Source organism: Enterococcus pallens ATCC BAA-351, from assembly GCF_000407485.1.
GTDB lineage: Bacteria > Bacillota > Bacilli > Lactobacillales > Enterococcaceae > Enterococcus_A > Enterococcus_A pallens.
Window position 1 is genome coordinate 57,777 of the sequence record NZ_ASWD01000001.1, and the last position, 20,585, is coordinate 78,361.

General features: G+C 37.4%; 18 protein-coding genes and 1 pseudogene. 16 read left to right on the forward strand and 3 right to left on the reverse strand.

Annotated elements, in window-relative coordinates; genetic code table 11:
- Positions 1–3: 3 nt before the first annotated feature.
- Positions 4–3,915 carry a YobI family P-loop NTPase gene (locus I588_RS00275; protein ID WP_010756919.1) on the forward strand — a complete coding sequence of 1,304 codons (3,912 nt, stop codon included), beginning with the start codon at positions 4–6 and terminating at the stop codon, positions 3,913–3,915.
- A 715-nt stretch (positions 3,916–4,630) separates the two neighbouring features.
- Positions 4,631–4,879 carry a hypothetical protein gene (locus I588_RS00280; protein ID WP_010756920.1) on the forward strand — a complete coding sequence of 83 codons (249 nt, stop codon included), beginning with the start codon at positions 4,631–4,633 and terminating at the stop codon, positions 4,877–4,879.
- A gap of 76 nt (positions 4,880–4,955) precedes the next feature.
- Here the strand turns inward: I588_RS00280 and I588_RS00285 are convergent, their stop codons facing one another.
- Genes I588_RS00285 through I588_RS00295 form a run of 3 tightly spaced genes read right to left on the reverse strand, consistent with a single transcriptional unit; the run spans position 4,956 to position 8,155 of the window.
- On the reverse strand, positions 4,956–5,936 hold the full coding sequence (locus I588_RS00285; protein WP_211219390.1) for a tyrosine-type recombinase/integrase: 981 nt from the start codon (positions 5,934–5,936) through the stop codon (positions 4,956–4,958).
- A gap of 25 nt (positions 5,937–5,961) precedes the next feature.
- The gene (locus tag I588_RS00290) at positions 5,962–6,945 is read right to left on the reverse strand and encodes a tyrosine-type recombinase/integrase (protein ID WP_010755494.1); all 984 of its coding nucleotides are present in this window, start codon (positions 6,943–6,945) and stop codon (positions 5,962–5,964) included.
- The gene (locus tag I588_RS00295) at positions 6,932–8,155 is read right to left on the reverse strand and encodes a tyrosine-type recombinase/integrase (protein WP_010755493.1); all 1,224 of its coding nucleotides are present in this window, start codon (positions 8,153–8,155) and stop codon (positions 6,932–6,934) included. Before I588_RS00295 ends, I588_RS00290 begins: the two co-directional genes overlap by 14 nt.
- A gap of 167 nt (positions 8,156–8,322) precedes the next feature.
- Between I588_RS00295 and I588_RS00300 the strand changes: the two genes are divergently transcribed.
- The 14 genes and pseudogenes from I588_RS00300 to I588_RS00370 all read left to right on the forward strand — a co-directional run bounded on the left by I588_RS00300 (position 8,323) and on the right by I588_RS00370 (position 20,498).
- Entirely contained in the window at positions 8,323–8,958 is a 636-nt protein-coding gene (locus tag I588_RS00300; protein WP_081638594.1) for an Rpn family recombination-promoting nuclease/putative transposase, read from the forward strand.
- A gap of 275 nt (positions 8,959–9,233) precedes the next feature.
- Positions 9,234–9,455, forward strand: coding sequence for a hypothetical protein (locus tag I588_RS27785; RefSeq protein WP_010756922.1), 222 nt, complete (start codon positions 9,234–9,236; stop codon positions 9,453–9,455).
- A 275-nt stretch (positions 9,456–9,730) separates the two neighbouring features.
- A complete protein-coding gene (locus I588_RS00315) occupies positions 9,731–9,919 on the forward strand; it encodes an RpnC/YadD family protein (protein WP_010756923.1) in 189 nt (62 codons plus the stop codon).
- A 603-nt stretch (positions 9,920–10,522) separates the two neighbouring features.
- Positions 10,523–11,629: a tyrosine-type recombinase/integrase gene (locus tag I588_RS00320; protein ID WP_010756924.1), complete on the forward strand. Its 1,107-nt coding sequence runs from the start codon at positions 10,523–10,525 to the stop codon at positions 11,627–11,629.
- A gap of 349 nt (positions 11,630–11,978) precedes the next feature.
- Positions 11,979–12,869: a coiled-coil domain-containing protein gene (locus I588_RS00325; protein WP_010756925.1), complete on the forward strand. Its 891-nt coding sequence runs from the start codon at positions 11,979–11,981 to the stop codon at positions 12,867–12,869.
- Between the two features lie 18 nt (positions 12,870–12,887).
- A complete protein-coding gene (locus I588_RS00330; protein ID WP_010756926.1) occupies positions 12,888–14,042 on the forward strand; it encodes a hypothetical protein in 1,155 nt (384 codons plus the stop codon).
- 57 nt (positions 14,043–14,099) lie between these two features.
- Positions 14,100–14,561 (forward strand): signal peptidase I, encoded by a 462-nt coding sequence (gene lepB, locus I588_RS00335; protein ID WP_034693470.1) that lies wholly within the window; start codon positions 14,100–14,102, stop codon positions 14,559–14,561.
- A complete protein-coding gene (locus I588_RS00340; protein WP_010756928.1) occupies positions 14,558–14,875 on the forward strand; it encodes a hypothetical protein in 318 nt (105 codons plus the stop codon). Before lepB ends, I588_RS00340 begins: the two co-directional genes overlap by 4 nt.
- Positions 14,865–15,908: a glucosaminidase domain-containing protein gene (locus I588_RS00345; protein WP_010756929.1), complete on the forward strand. Its 1,044-nt coding sequence runs from the start codon at positions 14,865–14,867 to the stop codon at positions 15,906–15,908. Before I588_RS00340 ends, I588_RS00345 begins: the two co-directional genes overlap by 11 nt.
- Positions 15,909–15,921: 13 nt before the next feature.
- The gene (locus I588_RS00350) at positions 15,922–16,881 is read left to right on the forward strand and encodes a signal peptidase I (protein ID WP_010756930.1); all 960 of its coding nucleotides are present in this window, start codon (positions 15,922–15,924) and stop codon (positions 16,879–16,881) included.
- Positions 16,882–16,934: 53 nt separating this feature from the next.
- Complete coding sequence (locus I588_RS00355; protein ID WP_010756931.1) at positions 16,935–18,251, forward strand: hypothetical protein; 1,317 nt, start codon at positions 16,935–16,937, stop codon at positions 18,249–18,251.
- Positions 18,252–18,281: 30 nt separating this feature from the next.
- Positions 18,282–18,989, forward strand: a complete 708-nt coding sequence (locus I588_RS00360) for an EF2685/EF0750 family sortase-dependent surface protein (protein ID WP_010756932.1) — start codon at positions 18,282–18,284, stop codon at positions 18,987–18,989.
- A pseudogene (locus tag I588_RS00365) lies at positions 18,986–19,841 on the forward strand (BsaA family SipW-dependent biofilm matrix protein). The gene I588_RS00360 and the pseudogene I588_RS00365 overlap by 4 nt, the downstream one beginning before the upstream one ends.
- Positions 19,842–19,862: 21 nt before the next feature.
- Complete coding sequence (locus I588_RS00370) at positions 19,863–20,498, forward strand: hypothetical protein (RefSeq protein ID WP_010756935.1); 636 nt, start codon at positions 19,863–19,865, stop codon at positions 20,496–20,498.
- The last annotated feature ends 87 nt before the right edge of the window (positions 20,499–20,585 follow it).

Genomic DNA, 20,585 nt, shown 5'->3' on the forward strand with positions numbered 1-20,585 from the left:
GCTATGGGTAAAGAAACATCAGCATTATCAAACGAAAATAACAGAACTGACGAGATTAACGTAGACAAAAAGTTTCAGAAGTTAACCCCTGAAAAAGACTTAGGTGGAAAAGGTCTATCAGGATATAAAGAAGCGTTGGATTATGCTTTTTCAGATGCAGATATAAGAAATATTGCTTTAACAGGGGTATATGGTTCAGGCAAGAGTAGTATTCTAGAAAGTTATAAAAAGAAATCTGAGCTAAAGTATATTCATATCTCCCTAGCTCACTTTGACAATCTAGAAGCTAAAAAGGATGAAGAAAAAAATAATATAGAAAAGTTTAATGAAAAAACATTAGAAGGTAAAATCCTCAACCAATTATTACACCAGATAGATTCTAGAGATATTCCTCAAACAATTTTTCGAACAAAAAAGAATGTAAAGAAAAAATCTGTGGGGCTATTTTCTGCCATTGTTTTAGTAGTTATAATCTCTATATTGTATGTACTCAATGTGGAGCCATGGATGATTTATATCAAAGAGCTTTTCAGCTGGTTATTCGGCTGGTTATTTAGTGTCTTTAAACTTCTTCCTAGACCAAATAAGAGAATTGTCGATAGCATAGTTGTTACAACCCTTATATTTTCTTTAGGATATTTAATTTATAAAGTTGCACTGATTCAATTAAATAGAAAAATATTTAAAGGATTTTCATTCAAAAGTAGTGGGGTACAGAGTGACATTGAAATCTTCAGTGAATCTGATGCTTCGTATTTCGATAAGTATCTAGATGATGTACTTTATTTATTTTGTCAATCTGGTGCAGATATTATTGTGTTTGAAGATATAGATCGCTTCGAAAATGGAATAATCTTTGAAAAACTAAAAGAATTAAATACTTTAGTGAATAACAAGATTGTATCACGAAATGTAGGAGTATGGGGAACAGATAATAATAAACACAATCAAATGAAATTTTTGTATCTTCTGAAGGATGATCTTTTCACATCGAAAGATAGAGCAAAATTTTTTGATTTTATTATTCCAATTGTTCCAGTGGTAACCAGCACTAATTCCTATGAAAAGCTAAAAGAGTTACTGGAAAGTAGTGGAATATATGAGAAGTTCGATCGAAATTTCTTGCAAAAAATTTCGCTTTATATAGACGATATGCGATTAATGAAAAATATTTATAATGAATTTCTCATTTACTCTAAAAGAATTGATTTAGAAAAGCTGAAATTGAGTAATGAGGAGTTACTTTCTATACTCACGTACAAGAATATTTTTCCGGATGATTTTTCGTGCTTGCTATATAATAAAGGATTTGTGTATGCCTTATTTAAGAATAAGATAAAATTAATAAAAGAAAAAGAGGATGAGTTAGAGGAACACATTGCTACTTTGAAGGGGAAAATAGAAAGTGGGGAATATGAATATTTATCTTCACTTGACGAACTAATATATTTATATTTACCGTATACAATAAGAGTTAATGGTGTGGTTGCTTCAGATTACCCAAGTATTGAAAAATTTATGGAAACAATGAGAAATCCTGAGTCTACTCTTCAATACATGTTTCAGATGAACAGTTGGAGTAGTATTACTTTCACGGAGATTCAAAATTCCCTAAAGAAGAACTCTGATTTTCAAAAAAGAAAAAAAGTACTTGAAAATAGAAAAAATAAGGAAGAAATCAAGGAAGCAATCGCTGAAGCTAAAGCAGAAAAGGACTTAATAAAAAATAGTAAGCTGAAAGATATTCTTTCAGTGGAAAGTATTGAAGATATTGCTAATACAGATTACCAATCTCTAAAAAGAAGTGAATATTTTGATTTGATTGTCTTCCTTTTGCGTAATGGCTATATCAATGAAGGATATACAGACTATATTACATATTTTTATGAAAATAGTCTAAGACTCGCAGATAAGAACTTCTTGAGAAGTATAACAGATGAAAAGAAATTATATTGGGAGTACCCATTAACTAAATCAGACAATGTTAAGGAGGAAATTATTGATCGAATGATTAGGTCTGATTTCCTTAAAGTTGAATCACTAAATTTTAATCTATTTGAATTCTTGCTTCTGAAAAGCACTAACCCAAATGTAGATAGTTATTTGAGTGCCTATTTCCAAATGATTAGATCTGAAAAAAAAGTTGACTTTATCATGCAAGCATTTCTCTCATTTACTGATGAAGGGCAGAATAATTTGGTTTTAGCTATATACGATAATAGCTATTCTTTGTTTAAAACGATATTTTTAAATGAACAGTTTTCAGACGCCGAATTAAGCAAATTAGCATCAAAAATGTTATTGAGTTTGAATTATGATCAGCTTTTGGAGATAGACATCCACGATGAGTTCTTCTTAGAATTTCTTGACAATTCTTCGCAGATAATATTTGAGATTAATAGGATCATTGATGAGGACATAATTGAAAATCTTTCGAATTTAGGACCGTGTTTTATAAGTGTAGACTTTTCGAGAATCAATGAAGACTTTTCAAAACTCATCTTTGAAAATAATTTTTATGCGCTAAATTACGATAATATTCTCACTATATTGACTCATTTCTACGATGTTACTGATGAATGGGAAATTAAGCATAGAAACTATACGATAATTTCTAACTTAGAGGATAAAACCTTATTAAATTATGTAAATGGAAATAAGATTGGCGAATATGTTTCAGCCTACCTCCTTTTTTCAGAAGGAGAAATTGATGACGAGATATCCCAAGTTTATGAAATAATCAAAAATGACAAGTTGTCGCATGATAAAACTGGTGAGTATATCCGTTGTCTCAAAACAAAGGACTTGAATTTGCAAGAAATTACTTACCTAAGAGCTCAGCTTGAAGCTATTAAGTACCAAAAAGCTAAAGCCAATGAAAAGAATATTATTACATGCTTCTTGAAGATTGAAGAGGAATACGACAATAATACAAATGAATCTAAGGAATTGGAGAACTTAGATAAATTATTGGACTTTATTATAGATGGCTCAGCAGAATATTCTTTTGATAAAGACAAGGCAGGTGAAGAGTTCAAGAACGAGGAGTTAGATGACTTTTTAAACTGGATTGTTACTAAAAACGAAATTCCCGATGAACGATATAATGATATTATCTCTAAAATAGATATTGTGTTCTCTGAATTTGCATTTGAAAATATTGAAAGTAGTAAAATAGAACTATTACTTGATAATCACAAAATAGAATTCTCTGAAACTTCGTTACAAACATTTAGAGAGCATTACTCAGAGTACAATGTAAGGTACATCCTAAATAACATAGACAATTATATGGACTATGTTGATATAGAAGAAAACTATGACTATGATGAAATGTATGAAGTTTTAGTTCAAAGTGACAACCTGTCTATTGAAAAGCAAAAAGACTTAGTAGATTGTTTTGATTCTAATGACGGAATATCCATTCAACATATAAGTTTGAAAAAGGAACTTACGGCCTATATTCTATCCACTCACTTTAATTATAATGACTTGGAATACATTTGCGAAGTCTATGACACACAAACTAATATTATCAGAATTGAAATATATAAATTAGTCATGGAATACTTTATGAATATCCTTGAAGAAGACATTAAGCTTTCAAAAGAGTTGTTGAAAAAGTTAATTCAAGATATGGATGTAAATCTAGAGGATAGACGTTTGATAATGAGTAGAAACATCGAAAAAATCGAGTTGGAAAAATTACCAGAATTATTTTCTGATTTAAAATTGGATGAACTAAATACTATATTTGACGGAAAAAATCCTAGCTTTACACGAGACGAGGTATACAAGAATATTCTAACCTATTTAAAAAAGAAAGGAGTGATTTCTAGTTTTAGTGAAACTAATGATATGTATAGGGTTTACAACAAGCGTAAACGAACATTAATTTTTGACTATTTAGATTAATGCTATCCTGGTTTAGCATTTTCATCTTGGACTTTATTCATTAGTTGAAACGGCGCACCTTTATTTGGTCAAGCTTTGTAGATTACTCTTTAATGAATAATATAGCTCAAGCGACCTAGACAACAAGACTTCAGTGATCGTTCATTAAAGTAGCGTTTAAAACCCATTGATCAATTAGTATCAAATTCTTTTCCACTCAATGATAGAGCACATAAAATGACGTTTTTTATCGACACTTGTATAAGCTAAATCAACAGTAGTTCTCTTCAACGAAGCTAAAATTGAGAAAATTCGGATTAACTAATTTCCGATCGATGCACGAGATTGACTTGTGTATTATGAATAAAAAAAATCCACTTCGTATAATTAGGTTTCAAACTATATAATAAACAGCGGCTGCATCAAGACACAATGGGGTCTCGGCTACATGCTGGATATGGAGGTTTTACACAATCGATCGACTGTAGATCATTCAATTCTTTATCAAGCACAATAGATTAGAACGGCTATGCTTAAGTGTGCAGCCGTTTTTTTGTGTTGGAGGAATAATTGTTTGATCGTTCTTGATATAGAAAAAATTTTTCCTTTCTTTTGCGTATCTTTTCATGAGCAGTTCGCTATGAACGACTCAAAAAAATCTAATGATTTTGATCGCAAAAACTCACCATGCTATACTTAAGGTGACTCTTTCGCGATCAGCGAAAGGATGGAACACATGCAAAAATATACACCTACCAACGATCTGTTATTCCGCAAGATGCTAACGTCTAAGGATTCTGGTGTTATCCTAAAGGCTTTCGTCAAGGATATGCTGGGCAAAGAATTCAAAACACTGACACCCCGAGAAACTTATCACATTGACAGTTACAAGAAGACCCATGACACGATGAAAATTATGCGAACCGAAGTAGATGTACTGGCGGTGGCTGAAGACGGCAGTCAGGTAACCATCGAAATGTTATGAAAAGTAAATAGTTATGTAAAGAACATCAAAATAGTGCCCGTAGATCAACTATCGTGATGCTCTTTACTTTACATAACTAAAGTGAAGTTTTCAACCATTCAACCAATTCTGATTTTTTTTCGTCCGTATACTTTGTATCAGAATGAACTTCTGAATAGTTTTTTTCCAATATCCTTCGCTTTATTTCTGGGTTTACCCTTGCATAAATTTCTGTCGTATTCACTGAGGCATGTCCTAATAAATCTCGGATATAAATCAAATTAACCCCAGCTTCCAACAAATGCATGGCTTTACTATGCCTCAAACTATGGTTGGAAATTTTTTTGAGAAATAAGTGTGGATTCTCCTGTCGAGCTTTTTGGATATTTTTATCCAATATATACTGGACGCCTGCTCGGGTCAATTTCTTATTTACATTATTTCGAAAGACGTATTGTTCTGAAGAAATATTCAGATTTTGATCTTTAAGGTATTCCCTCAGTAAGTCACGGACTTCTAATGAAAAAGGTATTTGACGATATTTAGCGCCTTTTCCAAGAACCTCCACTGAAGGTGGCGAAGAAAAGCGAATATTACATATTTGGGTCTCAATTATCTCTTGAACGCGACAGCCTGTATCATACATAAAGGATAATAACGCCTTTTCTCTGCGCCCCTTTTTAGTAGTATTATCAGGCATAGATAAAAGTATTTTTAACTCTTTTATTGTTAAATATGCTATTTGTTGAGTGATCTTTTTTTTGCTAGGAATGTCTGTTATTCTTTCCCATTGACTCAAAAAGGCAAACTCTTTTCGTTTTAAATAATTCGCAAAACTTTTTAAGCAACCTAAGCGTTGATTTCTTGTATTGATACTATTTCCACGATTTTCTTCTAAATAGTTGAGGAACCTTTCAACGATTGCTTCATTAAAATCTTCTAGCTTTATGTTGTCAGAAGTAATTCTTTCGTGCGTTGCTAAATAGTCAAAAAAGAGCACGAAAGTGTCTCGATAAGATTCAATAGTCTTTTTTGAGCAACCTAAGAATTTAGTTAAATAACTTGAAAAATAATTCATCACATAAAATGAAAAGCCATGCATGTCAATCTTCCTCTCCTTGATAGAACAAGTTACCGATATACTTTTTCACTTTTGTGCTCACATTTTTATGTTGCTGAACGGTTAGTCGTAAATAGTTTTCAGTTTGAGTCAGGTGTTCATGTCCTAAATAAACAGACAATAAAGGAAGTGCGGCATAAAGATCAATTCCTTCTTTTTCTGCCTTTTCAAGCGCATGAATGGCAAACGTATGACGTAAGTCATGAATTCGAGGTAAATTACCGCCCTGTCGATATGGAATGTAAGAGTCTACTAGTAGTTTCCTATATCTACGATATAGAGACCCTATAGAATAATGTTCGTCATAAGAATTCGGGTGATGAAAAATGAATTGGTTAGGTTCTAAGTGGGAACTGTAAGAGGTCATATAGCTTTGTAATTGTGCATGCACACTATCAGATAATGGAATGATTCGACTTATATGATTTTTAGAATCAATGATTTCAATAATCCCTTGATCCACTTTACAATGTTTTTTCCGTAAATGCAGTCCTTCGGAGCGACGCAGACCACAAGAGTAGTACAAAATGAATAATAAGGTAAACGCATCATTTGAATAATCCTTTTGATTGACGATCTTTTTTAGATTATCAAATAGACGGATAATCTCCTCGTGAGTAAAAATGTAAGGGACAAAAGAGCTTTTCAGGTATCTCGGTTCAAATGGATCAATATAAATATTTGGATAACCCATGTCAGTTAATATATGACAAATATCACAGAGTACTTTGATTCGCATGTTATGGTAGACTTTTCCTTCATTGTCAGTTTGTTCGCACCATTTCTCATACATTTCCTGTGTAATAATTGGTTTCGTTGGTTTAAACTGACTGAGAAATTTTGCAATTCGTCTATAAAAACCAACATAGCAGTCGCCATAATCATAACCTATTCCTCGTTTGTATTGAATAACACGCTCAAATGGTTCGTTGTAAGGTTCGGCGAACTTATAATTATAAAAAGACATAAGGCACCTCCAAAGAAAATTCTCTTAATTTGGTTTCGTCAATGGTCAGATATTTCTCTGTCGATCTTATTTGCTTGTGTCCTAGAACATTAGAAATTGCGCTAATTGGAACTGACTCCTGCATCAAATTTGTCGCAAGTGAATGTCTCATGGCATGGGCCCCCGCATGCTTACCAGTAATATCAATTTCTGCTCTTAGAAAGACTCGTTTAACGATAGAAGAAATTCCACCAATAGAAAATTTGTGATAGGGAGCACAGCTAATTAAAAAAATATGATCCAAGTCCTCATTGACCGCTTTTCTGCTGTTCTTAATGTAATCTAACAAGGCAAATTTCATTTCGGGCAATAATGGAAGTGTCAGAGGTTCGCCGCTTTTCTTTTGCCTGATAAAGAAAACATCGTTTTCCCAATCAAGTTGCGCAAACGTCATCTCTAATAAATCAGATGCACGTATTCCAGTATAATAAAGAGTTGTAATAACTGCCATTTCAAGTTTACCTTGAACAGAGTTTATATCGATAACATCAAATGCTTTTCTCATATCTTCTTTACTATAATAAGATAATATAGATAATCTCTGACTAGAATGGATAACTGGAAAGATAGAATACCCAGAAAACGGGCAAATTTGTTTATCAAACATCCAATCAATTGCTTGTCTAAGATTTCCACGATGTAAATCCTTAGTATTTGGAGAGCTTTCTAAACTATTGATGAATTGATGGACAAGTGTAGTAGATAGTTCTCTAAATGAATAGACCCGGTTTTTATCTAAAAAAAGAAGGAATTTTCCCATTGTCCATAACTTATTTTTTTTTGCTTGCTTCTGACAAGTGATTAAATTATCTACGAAATCTTTGTATTCTAAATAAAAATCTAAAAATGCAGTAGGGATATTTGTATAAGCCGTGTTGTGATGTCTTAATAAGTAATTTCCAGTGTGATAAAATTCAAACAGTAAAAGTACGGGGCGGCGAAGAGTAAATTGTAATTGGCAGTTAGGGGCATCTAAATCAAAGTCGAAGGATTCTTTAAAAAAATTTCGAGCTTCATTAGAGTTCACCTTCTGAATATTTCTCTTAACACAGAAAGTTTCAAAAGTATGACCAATCCATAAAAAATGATCCAGTGTATTGTCGGAATATCCATCGCCTTTCATTTTTTTGATAAGTTGATTCATAGTAGGAACAATCTGATCGGTATCCATGTAAAAACCTCCTTTTCTTTTATTTGGATACAAATCAACTGTACCACCATCTTTCATTATGTGAAGAAAAAAAGTGAATAGACATTGACAAATCAACGTCTGTTCACTCAACTTTACATAACTATTTACTTTTCATAACATTTCTTATGTAAAGCTTTGCATAAGAGATGCAGGTGCAACCCCACGAGTTTTTTGAAGAACGTGCCTTGTTTTATTTAGTGAAAGCCTACATTTCTCCATATGGCGATGAGGAAGCCGAAGACTATATCGAAAACAACAACTTTTCTGGATTATGTCCTACCTACGGCATTAATATAGTAGATTTTCACTTATTTGATCCAGACGAAGAAGCACTTCAAAGCTTTAGTCTTCGCAATGACAAGAACGCTCGTCTCTATTTAGGAAGGAAGCAGCAACCCTTACTGTCCCTCTGCTTTTTTAGTCTAAAGAACAAAAATGTTGAACCGAACAGTCCCTTGGCTCATTGGCAATATTTTTTCAAAACAGGTGAAGTAACCGAGAATGCACCAGACTATATCAAAGCAGCAAAGAAACGAATTGATTTTTACCAACTCGATGAGGAGGAAAAGAAAATGATTATGAGAATCGATAAGGCCAAAGCAATAAAGAAAGCCGAAATAGATTATGCACACAATAAAGGAAGGACAATTGGAGAAAATGAAAAGGCGCTGGAAATCGCAGCAAATTTCTTAAAAATGGGTATGACACCAGAACAAGTGGCTGAAGGAACCGGACTGAGTATTGAACAGATTAACGAGTTGAAGGAGAACAAAGCTGACTGATCTTGATCATTGTTAGTGCAAGTTTTTCCGGGTAGATTTGCCGAAGGAAAAGCACTGGAGAGGGATCGGTGCTATGCCCTCTCGTATTTATTTGGCAAGGAACCAGCAAACTTCACTAATCTTCTGTTTCCAAGTCTGATGAACAAGAACATCGTCTCCTATCTCATTGGCAATATTTTTTCAAAACAGGCGAAGTAACCGAAAACGCACCAGAGTATATCAAAGCAGCAAAGAAACGAATCGATTTTTATCAACTCGATGAGGAGGAAAAGAAAATGATTATGCGAATTGATAAGGCCAAAGCAATAAAGAAAGCTGAAATAGATTATGCACGTAAGGAAGGGATGGAGAAAGGAGAGCTGAAAGGAAAGATGGAAGAAAAGTTGGAAGTTGCAGCAAACTGCTTGAAATTGGACATGGCACCAGAACAAATTGTTCAAATAACTGGATTAAGTATTGAACAGATCAACGAGTTGAAGGAGAACAAAGCTGACTGATCTCAATCGTTATTAGCGCAATTTTGATGCACAGATTTGCTGGAGGAAAGGCACTGGAGAGGGATCGGTGCTAAGCCCTCTCGTATTTATTTGGCAAGGAACCAGCAAACTTCACGAATCCTCTGCTTTTTTAGTCTGAAGAACAAGAGCATCGTCTCCTATATAATTAACAATATTTTTTCAAAACAGGCGAAGTGACCGAGAATGGACCAGACTATATCAAAATAGCAAAGAAACGAATTGATTTTTACTAACTCGATGAGGAGGAAAAGAAGATGATTATGCGAATCGATAAGGCCAAGGCTATAAAGAAAGCCGAAATAGATTATGCATACAAGGAAGGTGAAAATAAAAAGGCACTGGAAATTGCAGCAAATCTCTTAAAAATGGGCATGAAACCAGAAGAAATTGCTGAATTAACCGAATTAAGTATTGAACAGATTAACAGGTTGAAGGAAGAATAAGGCTGATGGATTAAAAAATACCGACTTCCAAAAGTTAGACTGAAAACCTAACCTTTGGATTTTTTTTGTTAAGGATAATGTTGAATCAAGATAAAAATGCGCTCAAGAGAAAAAGAATTCTCTTGAGCGTGTTTTAGTATATCTATTGATTATTTAACGCTTTCAAGGGTTTCGAAATCTTTAACAAGCTTTTAAGTTAAAATATCAAAAAAAATACTTACCGAGTTCCTTACAGATTTCCTATAGGTTCTTGATAAAAAAATACTAAATTGGTATATTAATTTTTGATGAAAAAAATTAAATTAAGGTGAGAATAAACAAATGGAAGGGGTGTGAGTTTATTTCCTGGTTTTAAGTAGACCAAGCTATACAAAGTACGTTAATTATGAGTTTTTTTCATTTATAGAATCTTAACAGGCTTAATTATAGATGAGGAAGCAAGAATACGCAATATCTTTTAAAAAAAATAATTAAAATAATTTCTTAGACAAGTTTCCTTACTATCCAAATTCGGTGTTTATTTAAGAAAATACAAGAAAAATGAGTGCTCTATTTGCCGTCAAAAAAATCGTCACATTCATGAAACAGAAAGGGAAATGTAGTATGCGTAGAGGAGAAAATATTTATCGTCGCAAAGACAAACGTTGGGAGGGGCGCTATCCAAAAGGTAAAAAAGCAAATGGAAAGACCAAGTATGGGTCGGTTTATGGGAAGACTTTGAAGGAAGTGCGTGAAAAGCTTTATCCTTTAAAACTAAATTATCAGCTTATTCAAAATAGTAAAGGAAAAACAGCGATCAGTTTCAATGAATGGGCATTTCTGTGGCTGCAGGAGATACAATCTGATGTTAAACAGTCTACCTACGCCAATTATGAGCATAAGTTAACCCATTACGTACTGAACATTCTTGGGGAATACGGATTAAATGAGCTAGATGAAGAAGCGGCAGAAATCCTCTTAAAGGACTTGGAAAAGCGTGCGTTAAAGCCTTCGACAATTCATGCTGTTTTTCGTATTACTAAACAGTGTATCAATCGGGCGATACGAAAGAAAATGATCAAGGAGAACCCCTTTGTTTTAGTACGGTTGCCTAAGCTAGTGAAAAATAGAAATCAGGCGCTTACAAAGCAGGAACAAAAACGTTTAGAGACCGCCGCTTTATCGGGAAGAAAAGGTCAAGGGCTCCCAACTTTGCTGGCGCTGCATGCTGGACTAAGAATTGGCGAGATTTCGGCACTTACCTGGGAAGATATTGATTTTGAGAACAATCTGATTCATGTTCATTCAACCGTTCAGCGAATCATTGGTCTGTTTAATGGAAAGAAAACGGAATTGATTTATACCAGTTCGAAAACCGCCTCATCGACTAGATCCATCCCGATGAGTCAGATGTTAAAGCGTGCTTTGCTAGAGCAAAAGCAGCGGGCAAAGGGTAAATTTGTTCTTACCGATAATGAACAGCCCGTAGAGCCTAGGTTGATAACCTACCATTTTCATCGGATTCGAGAAAAGGCCAAACTAGCTAAAATTCATTTCCATCAGCTGAGACATACTTTTGCGACTCGCTGTCTTGAAAGCAAAGGCGATATTATGAGTGTTAGTGCCTTGATGGGGCATAGCTCGACTCAGATGACCTTGGATACTTATGCTGCAGCATTGATGGAGCAACGTTTCATTGTTGTAGATCAAATGGAAAAAGCGATCAGATAAATCGTTTTCAAAAAAAGACATTTCTTTTTTTGGGGTGGTTTTTTTTACTTTTTTTGAAGTAAGCGATTTCTCCGGAACTATTATCCATTTTACTCACAAATATACTGAGTGCTAAAAAGGATAATAATTTTGGAGCGATGCAGATTCTTTTATTAATTTTTATGCCGTCACATACCGTCAATGACAACTCTTTTTTTGTTATCTAGACAACCATTCCGCCCGCATTTCTTAGTCTACTTAAGACTAAGAAAAGTGAGTGGCTTTTTTGCGCTCTTTCAAAGTATAGAGGAAATTAAAGGAATTATCAAAAATTAGTATTTGATAGCTAGTGAATAAAGGAGGAAGCAGCATGTTTGGTTTTGGCAAACAGAAAAAGGATAGTTATCAAGAAACAAATCAGGATGACTATTTTTACGATGAGTACGATGAAGAATATGAGGATGATTATAGGTATGAGCCTTATCCAGAGGAAGAATACGAGCGGCCAATACAAAACTATCGGGAGTACGATCCTGATGAGCCGCGTTCCAGACATCGTACAGCCTCTGCTAACCTAGAACAACTAGATACTAGATATAACGAGAAAGGCGCTTTTTCGGAACCAAAAGAGGAAGCTCGAGAAAATCAAAAGGGTCCGTTGCAGCAAGAGGTTGAACGGTTAGAAGAAACAATCACGCAATTGAAGCATCAGTTGGAGGTCAAACAGTCAGAAATGGCGACAATGGCAACCGCCTTGTCAGAGAAGGATCAAGCCTTGCAGCATCAAAAAGCAAAGACCGAACAGCTGCAGGAAAAACAACAAGAAACGGAAAGCCTACACACTAAAAAGGATCACCAGATTCAAGAACTGTCGAATCAAATCCAGCAGTTAAAGGCTGATATGACTACGAGTAAGACTGATCAAATGGAGGCCTTGAGCCAGGCACAACAACAGGTCGAGGAACTTAAGAGAACGAAAAAAGAAAGTGAAGATATGAAAGCCGAATTGGCTACTATTTTGATCGAAACTAAGAAACAGGAACGAGCAATTTTAGAACGAGCGGAGTATGAAGCGAAGGGAATTCGGAGTCAGGCTGAACAGGAGGCACATCAAGTGATTCATGATGCTTCATTGGAATTACGCGTAATGAAGCAGGAGATTAAAAACTACCGTAAACGCCTGCGTTCGGTTCAAGAAGAAACGACTCAATTTTTCGCACGTTTGTTAGCTAATAGCGATGCGTTATTGGAAGACGAATAGAAGAGGGGCGATTTTTCGGTGAAGCAATCACAGAATCAACTTACCCTTTATCCAACTCCAGCCCCGATTATGCAGCAGGAATTGGCGACACAATCGTTGTTAGAAGAAATTGAACGGGCCTGCGAATACTTGTACGCTCCGCAGGGAACCTTAGATGACAGCCAACGACAAAAAATTTACCAGCATTTTGAGCAATTATTCGGTTTGATGAATAGCAGCTACCACATTGAGTTGTTGCTAGTTTCTGAAACCTTGGATTGGCTATCTTTCTGGCAAGCTTTGCATCAGTTTTTCCCTCAGTTTGCTTGGGTTAAAGCTCAAACTGAGGAACCGAAATACGGGCGACAGGTCTATCGGTTTGACTTTATTCCGTTGGCACTTAGAGAATCAGGCTTTCCCTTTGCTATTCATTTAGAGGACAGCTTAAAGCAGCAGTTTCCAGCGACTATCGAAAATGCCCTAGAGCGAGCTGAACAGCTGCTATTGGATTTAGCTGAACAGCACTTTTCTGAACCAGTTAATCAAATATCACAAAGAGAAAATTCTGTTTCAGTTGAAAAGACAGCTGAAGCGTTTGAGGATTCTCCGCTAGCAGTGGATCGGATAGAAACCGAGGAGAGACGGCAAGAAAGTCAAAGTAAGGCCCGTCTTCGAGCAGTTAATCAAAAGCTGGAGCTGGTCATCGAAAAACTGGAGCTTTCCATGCTTTATAGCGGTATTCAATACTTTGATCAAAAAAGTACTGAAGAAAGTGACTGGGATAAACGAATTAAGATCAGTTTGCGCGAGTATACCTATCTATTACAAAAGGCTCGCTTCCTAGAACAAATGTGGCATTTAAACGGAGAGTTGATTAACAAAACTGAAAAAATGACCGTTACGGGGAACAAGTTAATCTACGAACGGGATCAGGTGAAACAAATTAAGGCCAATCTTTCGGCTCGGGATATTCACTTTGTTTTGTACGAGTGTCAGGTGATTGAATCTCGGGCAAGGGTACATGCTCGTCCTTGGTTTCGGAAGCCTTACGTTAAGCTGATGAAAATGGATTATGACAACTTACTAAGCAAGGCGGCTTACTTTGATCTTCTTCAAGGGGAGAGTGCATTGTTAGAACGAATGATTCGAGAAAAGCAGGCTGCACCAGCTAAAGCAGCTCAGGAGGCAGGCTGAGGCGGAAAATCCTCAAAAAGCTTTCGTCAATGGAGGCTAACTCTGAATTTGGCAGGGATATTTGTTCTTTGCTACTTAGTCTTTCTTGGTGCTTTCCGAACGTACTATTGGCTGTATCCTCAATACTTTGTCAGTGGAGAATCCATGAAGCCAACCTTTTGGGAGCAAGAGGTTGTTCAAGTGAAATCCCACCATCAACCGGAGCGATTTGATGTAGTAGTGCTGCATCCACCAGATGCACCCACTGAACTGTATTTGAAACGAGTCATTGGTTTGCCTGGAGAACGGATCGATTATCAAGCTGGAGAGCTGCTAGTTAATCAGGAAATAATAGCCGACACCTTCGCTTATCAGACAGAAGATTTCAACTGGAGTGATGTATCAAACAAACCGATTCCTAAGGGCTATTATTTTGTCTTGGGAGACAATCGGACTATCTCTAAAGACAGTCGAATTTTCGGCTTAGTTTCAGAAAAACAAATTTTAGGCATTGTCCAAGAGGGGAACAAGGAGAAATGAAAACATTGCAGGAAAAAATTGAATGGTACACCTTTTGGTACTGGGTCTATTGGCTCTTTTCATTAATGGTATTAGCAGGAGTTGCTATCTTAGGAATCTTTTTTTACTTCACTGATTTTCAAGAGGTGGTAACCGTCAGTCAATTGTTTCTTCTATTATTACTAATGATTCTAGCTCTGTATTTTCAAATGACGGCCTTGTATTACCACAATGTACTTCTGAAGCTGAAGCAGACAGCGGCTAGACAAAAACGACCGCGAAGCTCAGGGCGTAATTATCCTCCACAGGAAAGGCGGAAGCCAAATGAAGAGTAAAGTCATACTGTGCGGTGTCGGATTAAGCTTTTGCTTGGCTGCGGGTTATCAGACACCTATCAAACAAGTTGTATCAGCCGAAACGAAGGAGTCCACTGCTTCAGAAAAAAGCTTACCCTCAAGTACTGAAAGCGAAAGTAATACTAGTAAGGTAATCGAAGAATCGGTTGAAGCTGAGGTATCGGAAGCATCTTCTATAGAAGAAATTTCCACAAGTGAGACGACAGAATCGATTGCTTCGTCCACATCTGTTAATGAAGCAACTGAAGAATCGAGTGCAGCTGTTCCTGAATCAAGCATTGAAGAGCGCGTAATTTTACCTGAAGAAGAGATCGAAGAAAACTATCAATTTTCAGTCACAAAGAGTCAAACCACTGAGGCATTTATCCAGGTCATTGCCAAAGATGCGCAGGAAATCGCTTGGAAGGAAAAGCTTTACGCTTCTGTGATGATTGCGCAGGCCATATTGGAAACAGGATCAGGCAACAGCCAATTAGCCCGACCGCCTTATCATAATTTGTTTGGAATTAAAGGAAGCTATCAAGGGAAGAATGTTTCATTTAATACCCAAGAGGATCATGGGAATGGCCAACTGTATACGATCAAAGCAGCTTTTCGACAGTATCCCAGCTATAAAGAGTCCTTAGAAGATTATGCCGCTTTATTGCGAAATGGTATCTCAGGGAATGCTGAATTTTATCAATCTACTTGGAAAGAAAATGCGCCAACCTGTCAAGAAGCAAGCAAAGGGTTAACTGGCAAATATGCTACAGATACGTCGTATGATAAAAAGCTAAATGCATTGATTGAGACGTATCAATTGATGCAATTCGACCAAGAACCGAATCAAGAGGTAACAGAAGCATCTTCTGAGATAAGAGAACTTCCGCCCGTTCAGGAAGCAGAAGAATCAAGCCAAGAAGAAGCAATACGAAGGCTGCAGACAAACGAGAAGAAGCAAAAAGTTACTACAATTCCAGAGGCTGCACAGCGGCCAGCGAAACAATTGTCTGGAGATCGCGCAGCGCAATGAATGGAGGGAAGCCATGACGAGAGCACGAGAGTACCGTCCACGAGATCGTCAGGAAAATCGACAAATGCCAGATCATCCACCTTCTTCTTCCGATCGAAGAACTTCAAGAAATGATGATTACTGGAATAATTCACGACCGGTACGTGATCATGATGGACCGCGTCCACCTAATGAGGATTCGTATCAGAGGAATAGATATTCTAGACAGCGGTCACCGGATTATAGAAAAACTGCCTATCGCCAAGGCCCTTCAAGGCAGTATCGACCGCCGCATCCAGGAAGAAGCCAACCAGTCTATGCCAGATATGATCAGGAGTGGCCGGCACCAAGACCGCGACCAAGTCCAAGAAAACACGCAAACAATTTGCAGAAGGCTAAGCAATCCACCCATCGGCAAATCTTTCTATTTATATACAATCTATTTTTCTATACCTTAACCATTGGTATCTTACTAAGCTCCGTGATGTTTGCGTTTAGCGAGAAGTCAAATGCTGCTATTTTAGGCCATCGCTTTTATCAGGTACTAACTGATTCTATGGCGCCGCAACCAAATTCTCCCAAAGGCGGTTTTTATTCAGGAGACATTGTACTGGTAAAAATGACCGACGGCTCCCAAGTTAAACCGGGAGACATTGTCACTTTTCAAGTGGGGGAAGGAGATCGTTACCTGACCCATAGAATGGTGGAGCGTTTGGACCAATTAAATGGTCAAGCCGGAGATTACATCGTCACCAAAGGGGATGCCAATAAGAGTAATGATCCGCCGATTTTAGCAGATCGTGTGCGAGGAAAAGTAGTATTTGTCATTCCTAAAATGGGCAGTCTATTGAATTTTATTCAGGAAAATCTATGGTTGTGCGTGGTGTGTGTACTATCCACATTTGGGTTCTTTTTAGTTTTAAAGGCCTACTTTTTGCAGCCTGATCCCGTTAGAGAAAGCACCAAAAGAAAGAAATACCCAAGAGAGGTATAACCGCTTGTTAACTACAAGTGTTTATATAAAAAAGAACCTATAGGAGGAAAAAAATGAAGAAGAACAGCAAAAAGAAAAAGCTGATGGCTGCAGCAGCAGCTCTAGCATTAATCGCAGCCATCTCCGGGACATTTGCCTGGATTACGGCTCAAGATCAACGGATCAACCGGGCAGAGTCCGCTGCGGTTAATGATGACAGCGTGGTGCTGAAGGAACAATGGGAGCCTATGCCGCTAGTTGCCGGAACTGAAGCCAAGAAGGAAGTATCTGTTTCCAATACGGGGAACGCCAATGTATTTGTTCGGATTTCTTATGAGGAAGTGCTGAAGCATTTAGCAGGAAAGGGCAGCATTGAGTATGGTGCTGTTACCGATGCTGGAGCTAAATATGTCTATGTAGCCAATGATTCCGGCTTAGGAAAAAATATGCCAGTAAATGCCAATGCGGCGTCAATGTTCAATGATGGCTACCGGATTGTTCCTGCTAGTCAAGTGACCGGTTTAACTTCTCAAGACACGAATGTGAAATTGCTGGCTAAGGGTGGAAAAGTAGTCGATCCATTAACTGGATCTGTCAGCAATAACCTTGAAACAAAGATTATCCACGAATACTACACCGATCCATCCAATACAGGAAAAAATCCTGGCGATGCGGGATACGATGCAACAAAGAATAAATATCAAGCCATGACTTATGATATTGCGGTAACTGATGAAAAAGGCAGTAATGATGGAACTGCATGGGAGTACACGCTATCAAATGTGAAATATGCGTATTACAAGGATGGGTATAAAAATACAGTAGCCAATTGGGCAAAATCCACTTTGCCAGATGAAAGTGGAAATAATACAGGCAACGCTTTGCTAGGAACAAAAGGCCTACGCTACAGCGTGAACTACAACTATACAACGACTGCAGAAGGTTTGGGAGCGAGTGCTACAATTCCTGGGCCAACACCTGCTACGACGGCTGACCAAAAACCAATTGCGTCATCTACTAATTATGGTCTAGAAGCCGATACTAATGGGCTAGGTAAAAGTCATATCCGTGTTGGCTATGGTACAGATATTACTGACGTTGCAACATTAGCAGATAAAAAATGGGTTTACAATGCAGAAGACGGTTGGTTCTACTACACAGTTCCTTTGAAGTCGGGTGAAACTACGCCAGACCTACTGAAGAAATTAGTTTTTGAAAGTGCTCTAGGCGTTGAATACACCAATGCTTCATTTGATCTTGTGGTAAAAATGGAAGCTGTACAAGCAACCGAAGCTGCATTAACAGATAGTGCTGGCTGGAATTTAGGAGGAGGCTCTAAACCAACTGGAGATACTCTGGCTATTGTAACAAAATTAGTCGCTGGCATTTAATTGTACCGTGATTGGGCGAGGGGGGAGTAGGTGAATATACGTAAAATACTCATTGGAATATTCAGTCTTTTTGCCTTATTTAGCAGCTCTCTAACTGTTGAGGCAGCAAAAACACTTCCTCCTGGTCTGGTAATTGGGGATTCTGATGGACTCTATGCTACTTCTGAGGGAGAATACTACATTGATCTGGCAGGCATTCTCCCAGGAGAAGCATACGAAAAGGAAATCACGATTCGCAGCTTGGATTTGGAGACTCCTTTTTCGTTAGGACTGCTGGTAGAGGAAATTAAATCCAGTGGTTCCGTGGATTGGAAAAACCATATTACGTTAAAACTCGTTTTAGATGGCAAGGAAATTTATCAAGGACCGTTATTAGGGGATGGAAGTCGAGATTGGAGTAAAACACCGCTAGAATTAGGCATTTGCAGGTATGGAACTGATAAAGTGCTGAAGGCGACTTTTACGATGGACCCCACCCTAACCAATGAGAATCTAAAAGCAAAGAGTACCTTAGAGTTTATGTGGACCTTTGTAGGGACGAAGGATCAACCGACAAAATCCTCTACAACCGAGTCATCTGTAGAAAGTTCAAGCAGCTCGCCACCGGGAAAACCTTCTAATCGAAAGCTGCTGCCGCAAACGGGTGAAGAACTGGTTTATCTTTTCTTGACTGGTTTGTTATTGATTTTAATTGTCTTATTTTTATGGAAAAAACGCCGAGAGGAGGAGCAGGAATGAATCAAAAGGAAAAACGTCGCCACTTGCTTCGGACCTTTGTTCGCAGTAAGGGACTGTTCGCCTGTTTCTCTCTGGTATTGAGTTTGCTGCTGGTAGTGGGCAGTACTTATGCTTGGCTGACTTCGGCAGATGAACGAGTCAATCGAACGGATGCTAATCAACGAAGGCTATCCGCCATTGTGGAGGAAGACTTCGATCAGGTGTTTCACTGGTCACCGGGAACAACAAAGGAAAAAAATATTCGTGTACGAAATACGGGAGAAATGCCAGCAATTGTGCGTATTTCTTTGAAAGAATTTTTTGTAGGCTTTGAAACGGATGTAACGGATAAGCACGATACCGCTAATAATGGTAACGGAAATTTGAAGGTCTATGGCTCGCCAAGTGCAACAGCAATTGATGTGAAGAAAACGGAAACCTGGGCTGTTGGAAATACCTATGAGGTCAGTGCCAATACCCACTACAAAGCAGCTGTTGCCTTATTGGATCAGACATATTCTTACAAAGGGACAAGAACAGGACCGTTACCGGCAATTGAGTTAAATTTTGAAGCAGGAAAGCTTTTTTGACAAAGAAAACCCGCCTGCAGCAAGCGATAAGCAGTATTGGTATTACGAGAAGGGCTATTTTTATTATTCGGAGGTCCTTCAACCAAAAGAAGTTACGCCTAATTTGTTAGACAGCGTTTCATTAAATTCAGCTTATACCAATCAGTACAAGGGAGCTTTATACCGGTTGACATCAGAGCTGGAGGCACATGATTTAACCAAAGAGCTGCTCTCAGATTGGTCGCTTACTAATAATGATTATGCCTATACCCTCTATCAATCGAAGCTAGATCATGGGAACTGAACAGAGAGGAATGAGTAAAAGATGCAAAGAAAACAACGGCAGCATTTATTTTATTTCCTTGCTCTGACCGGCTGCGTTTTCTTGTTAATAAGCGGAAGTTATTTTGTTTATGCAGCAATGACAGCCACCGATAAAAAAGCCAATGATTTCCAGATAGGACAAGTAGAAACTAGTTTAGTAGAAATTTTCGATGACAACATCACTGAAATAGCAAAGAATCAGAGTGTAAAAAAAGAAGTGTCGGTGAAGAACACGGGAACGATTAACCAGTTTGTTCGGGTGATGATCCTGCCTGAAGTTCGAGCCTCAATTGAGGGAGATACAAATAAACAAGTTTTGCCATTGGTAATTGGTAAGGATCTTGAATTAGAGAATATGACAACAACAGATTGGCAGGCCGGCGGTGATGGGTATTACTATTACGTCAAAGAGGCTGTAGCACCGAAGAAATCCACCAGTTATTTGTTTAAATCGATCAAATTATCAGACGGCTTAACCCAGCAGTACCATCAAACTGAATTTTCTATCTATTTAAAGGTTGAAACAATAAATTGTGCAGAATTTACTTATCGCGATGCCTGGTGGCAAGGAAAGATTCCAACAAGCGCATCGTTAAAGGCAGTAGATGATGCCTTAAAAACGAAGGTTGAAAAATAATGATAAGGACATAGGATGCTATGTCCTTTATAGCTAAATCAACACTTATGAGGTGAATGCTTTATGGGTAAAGCATTGATTTGATGA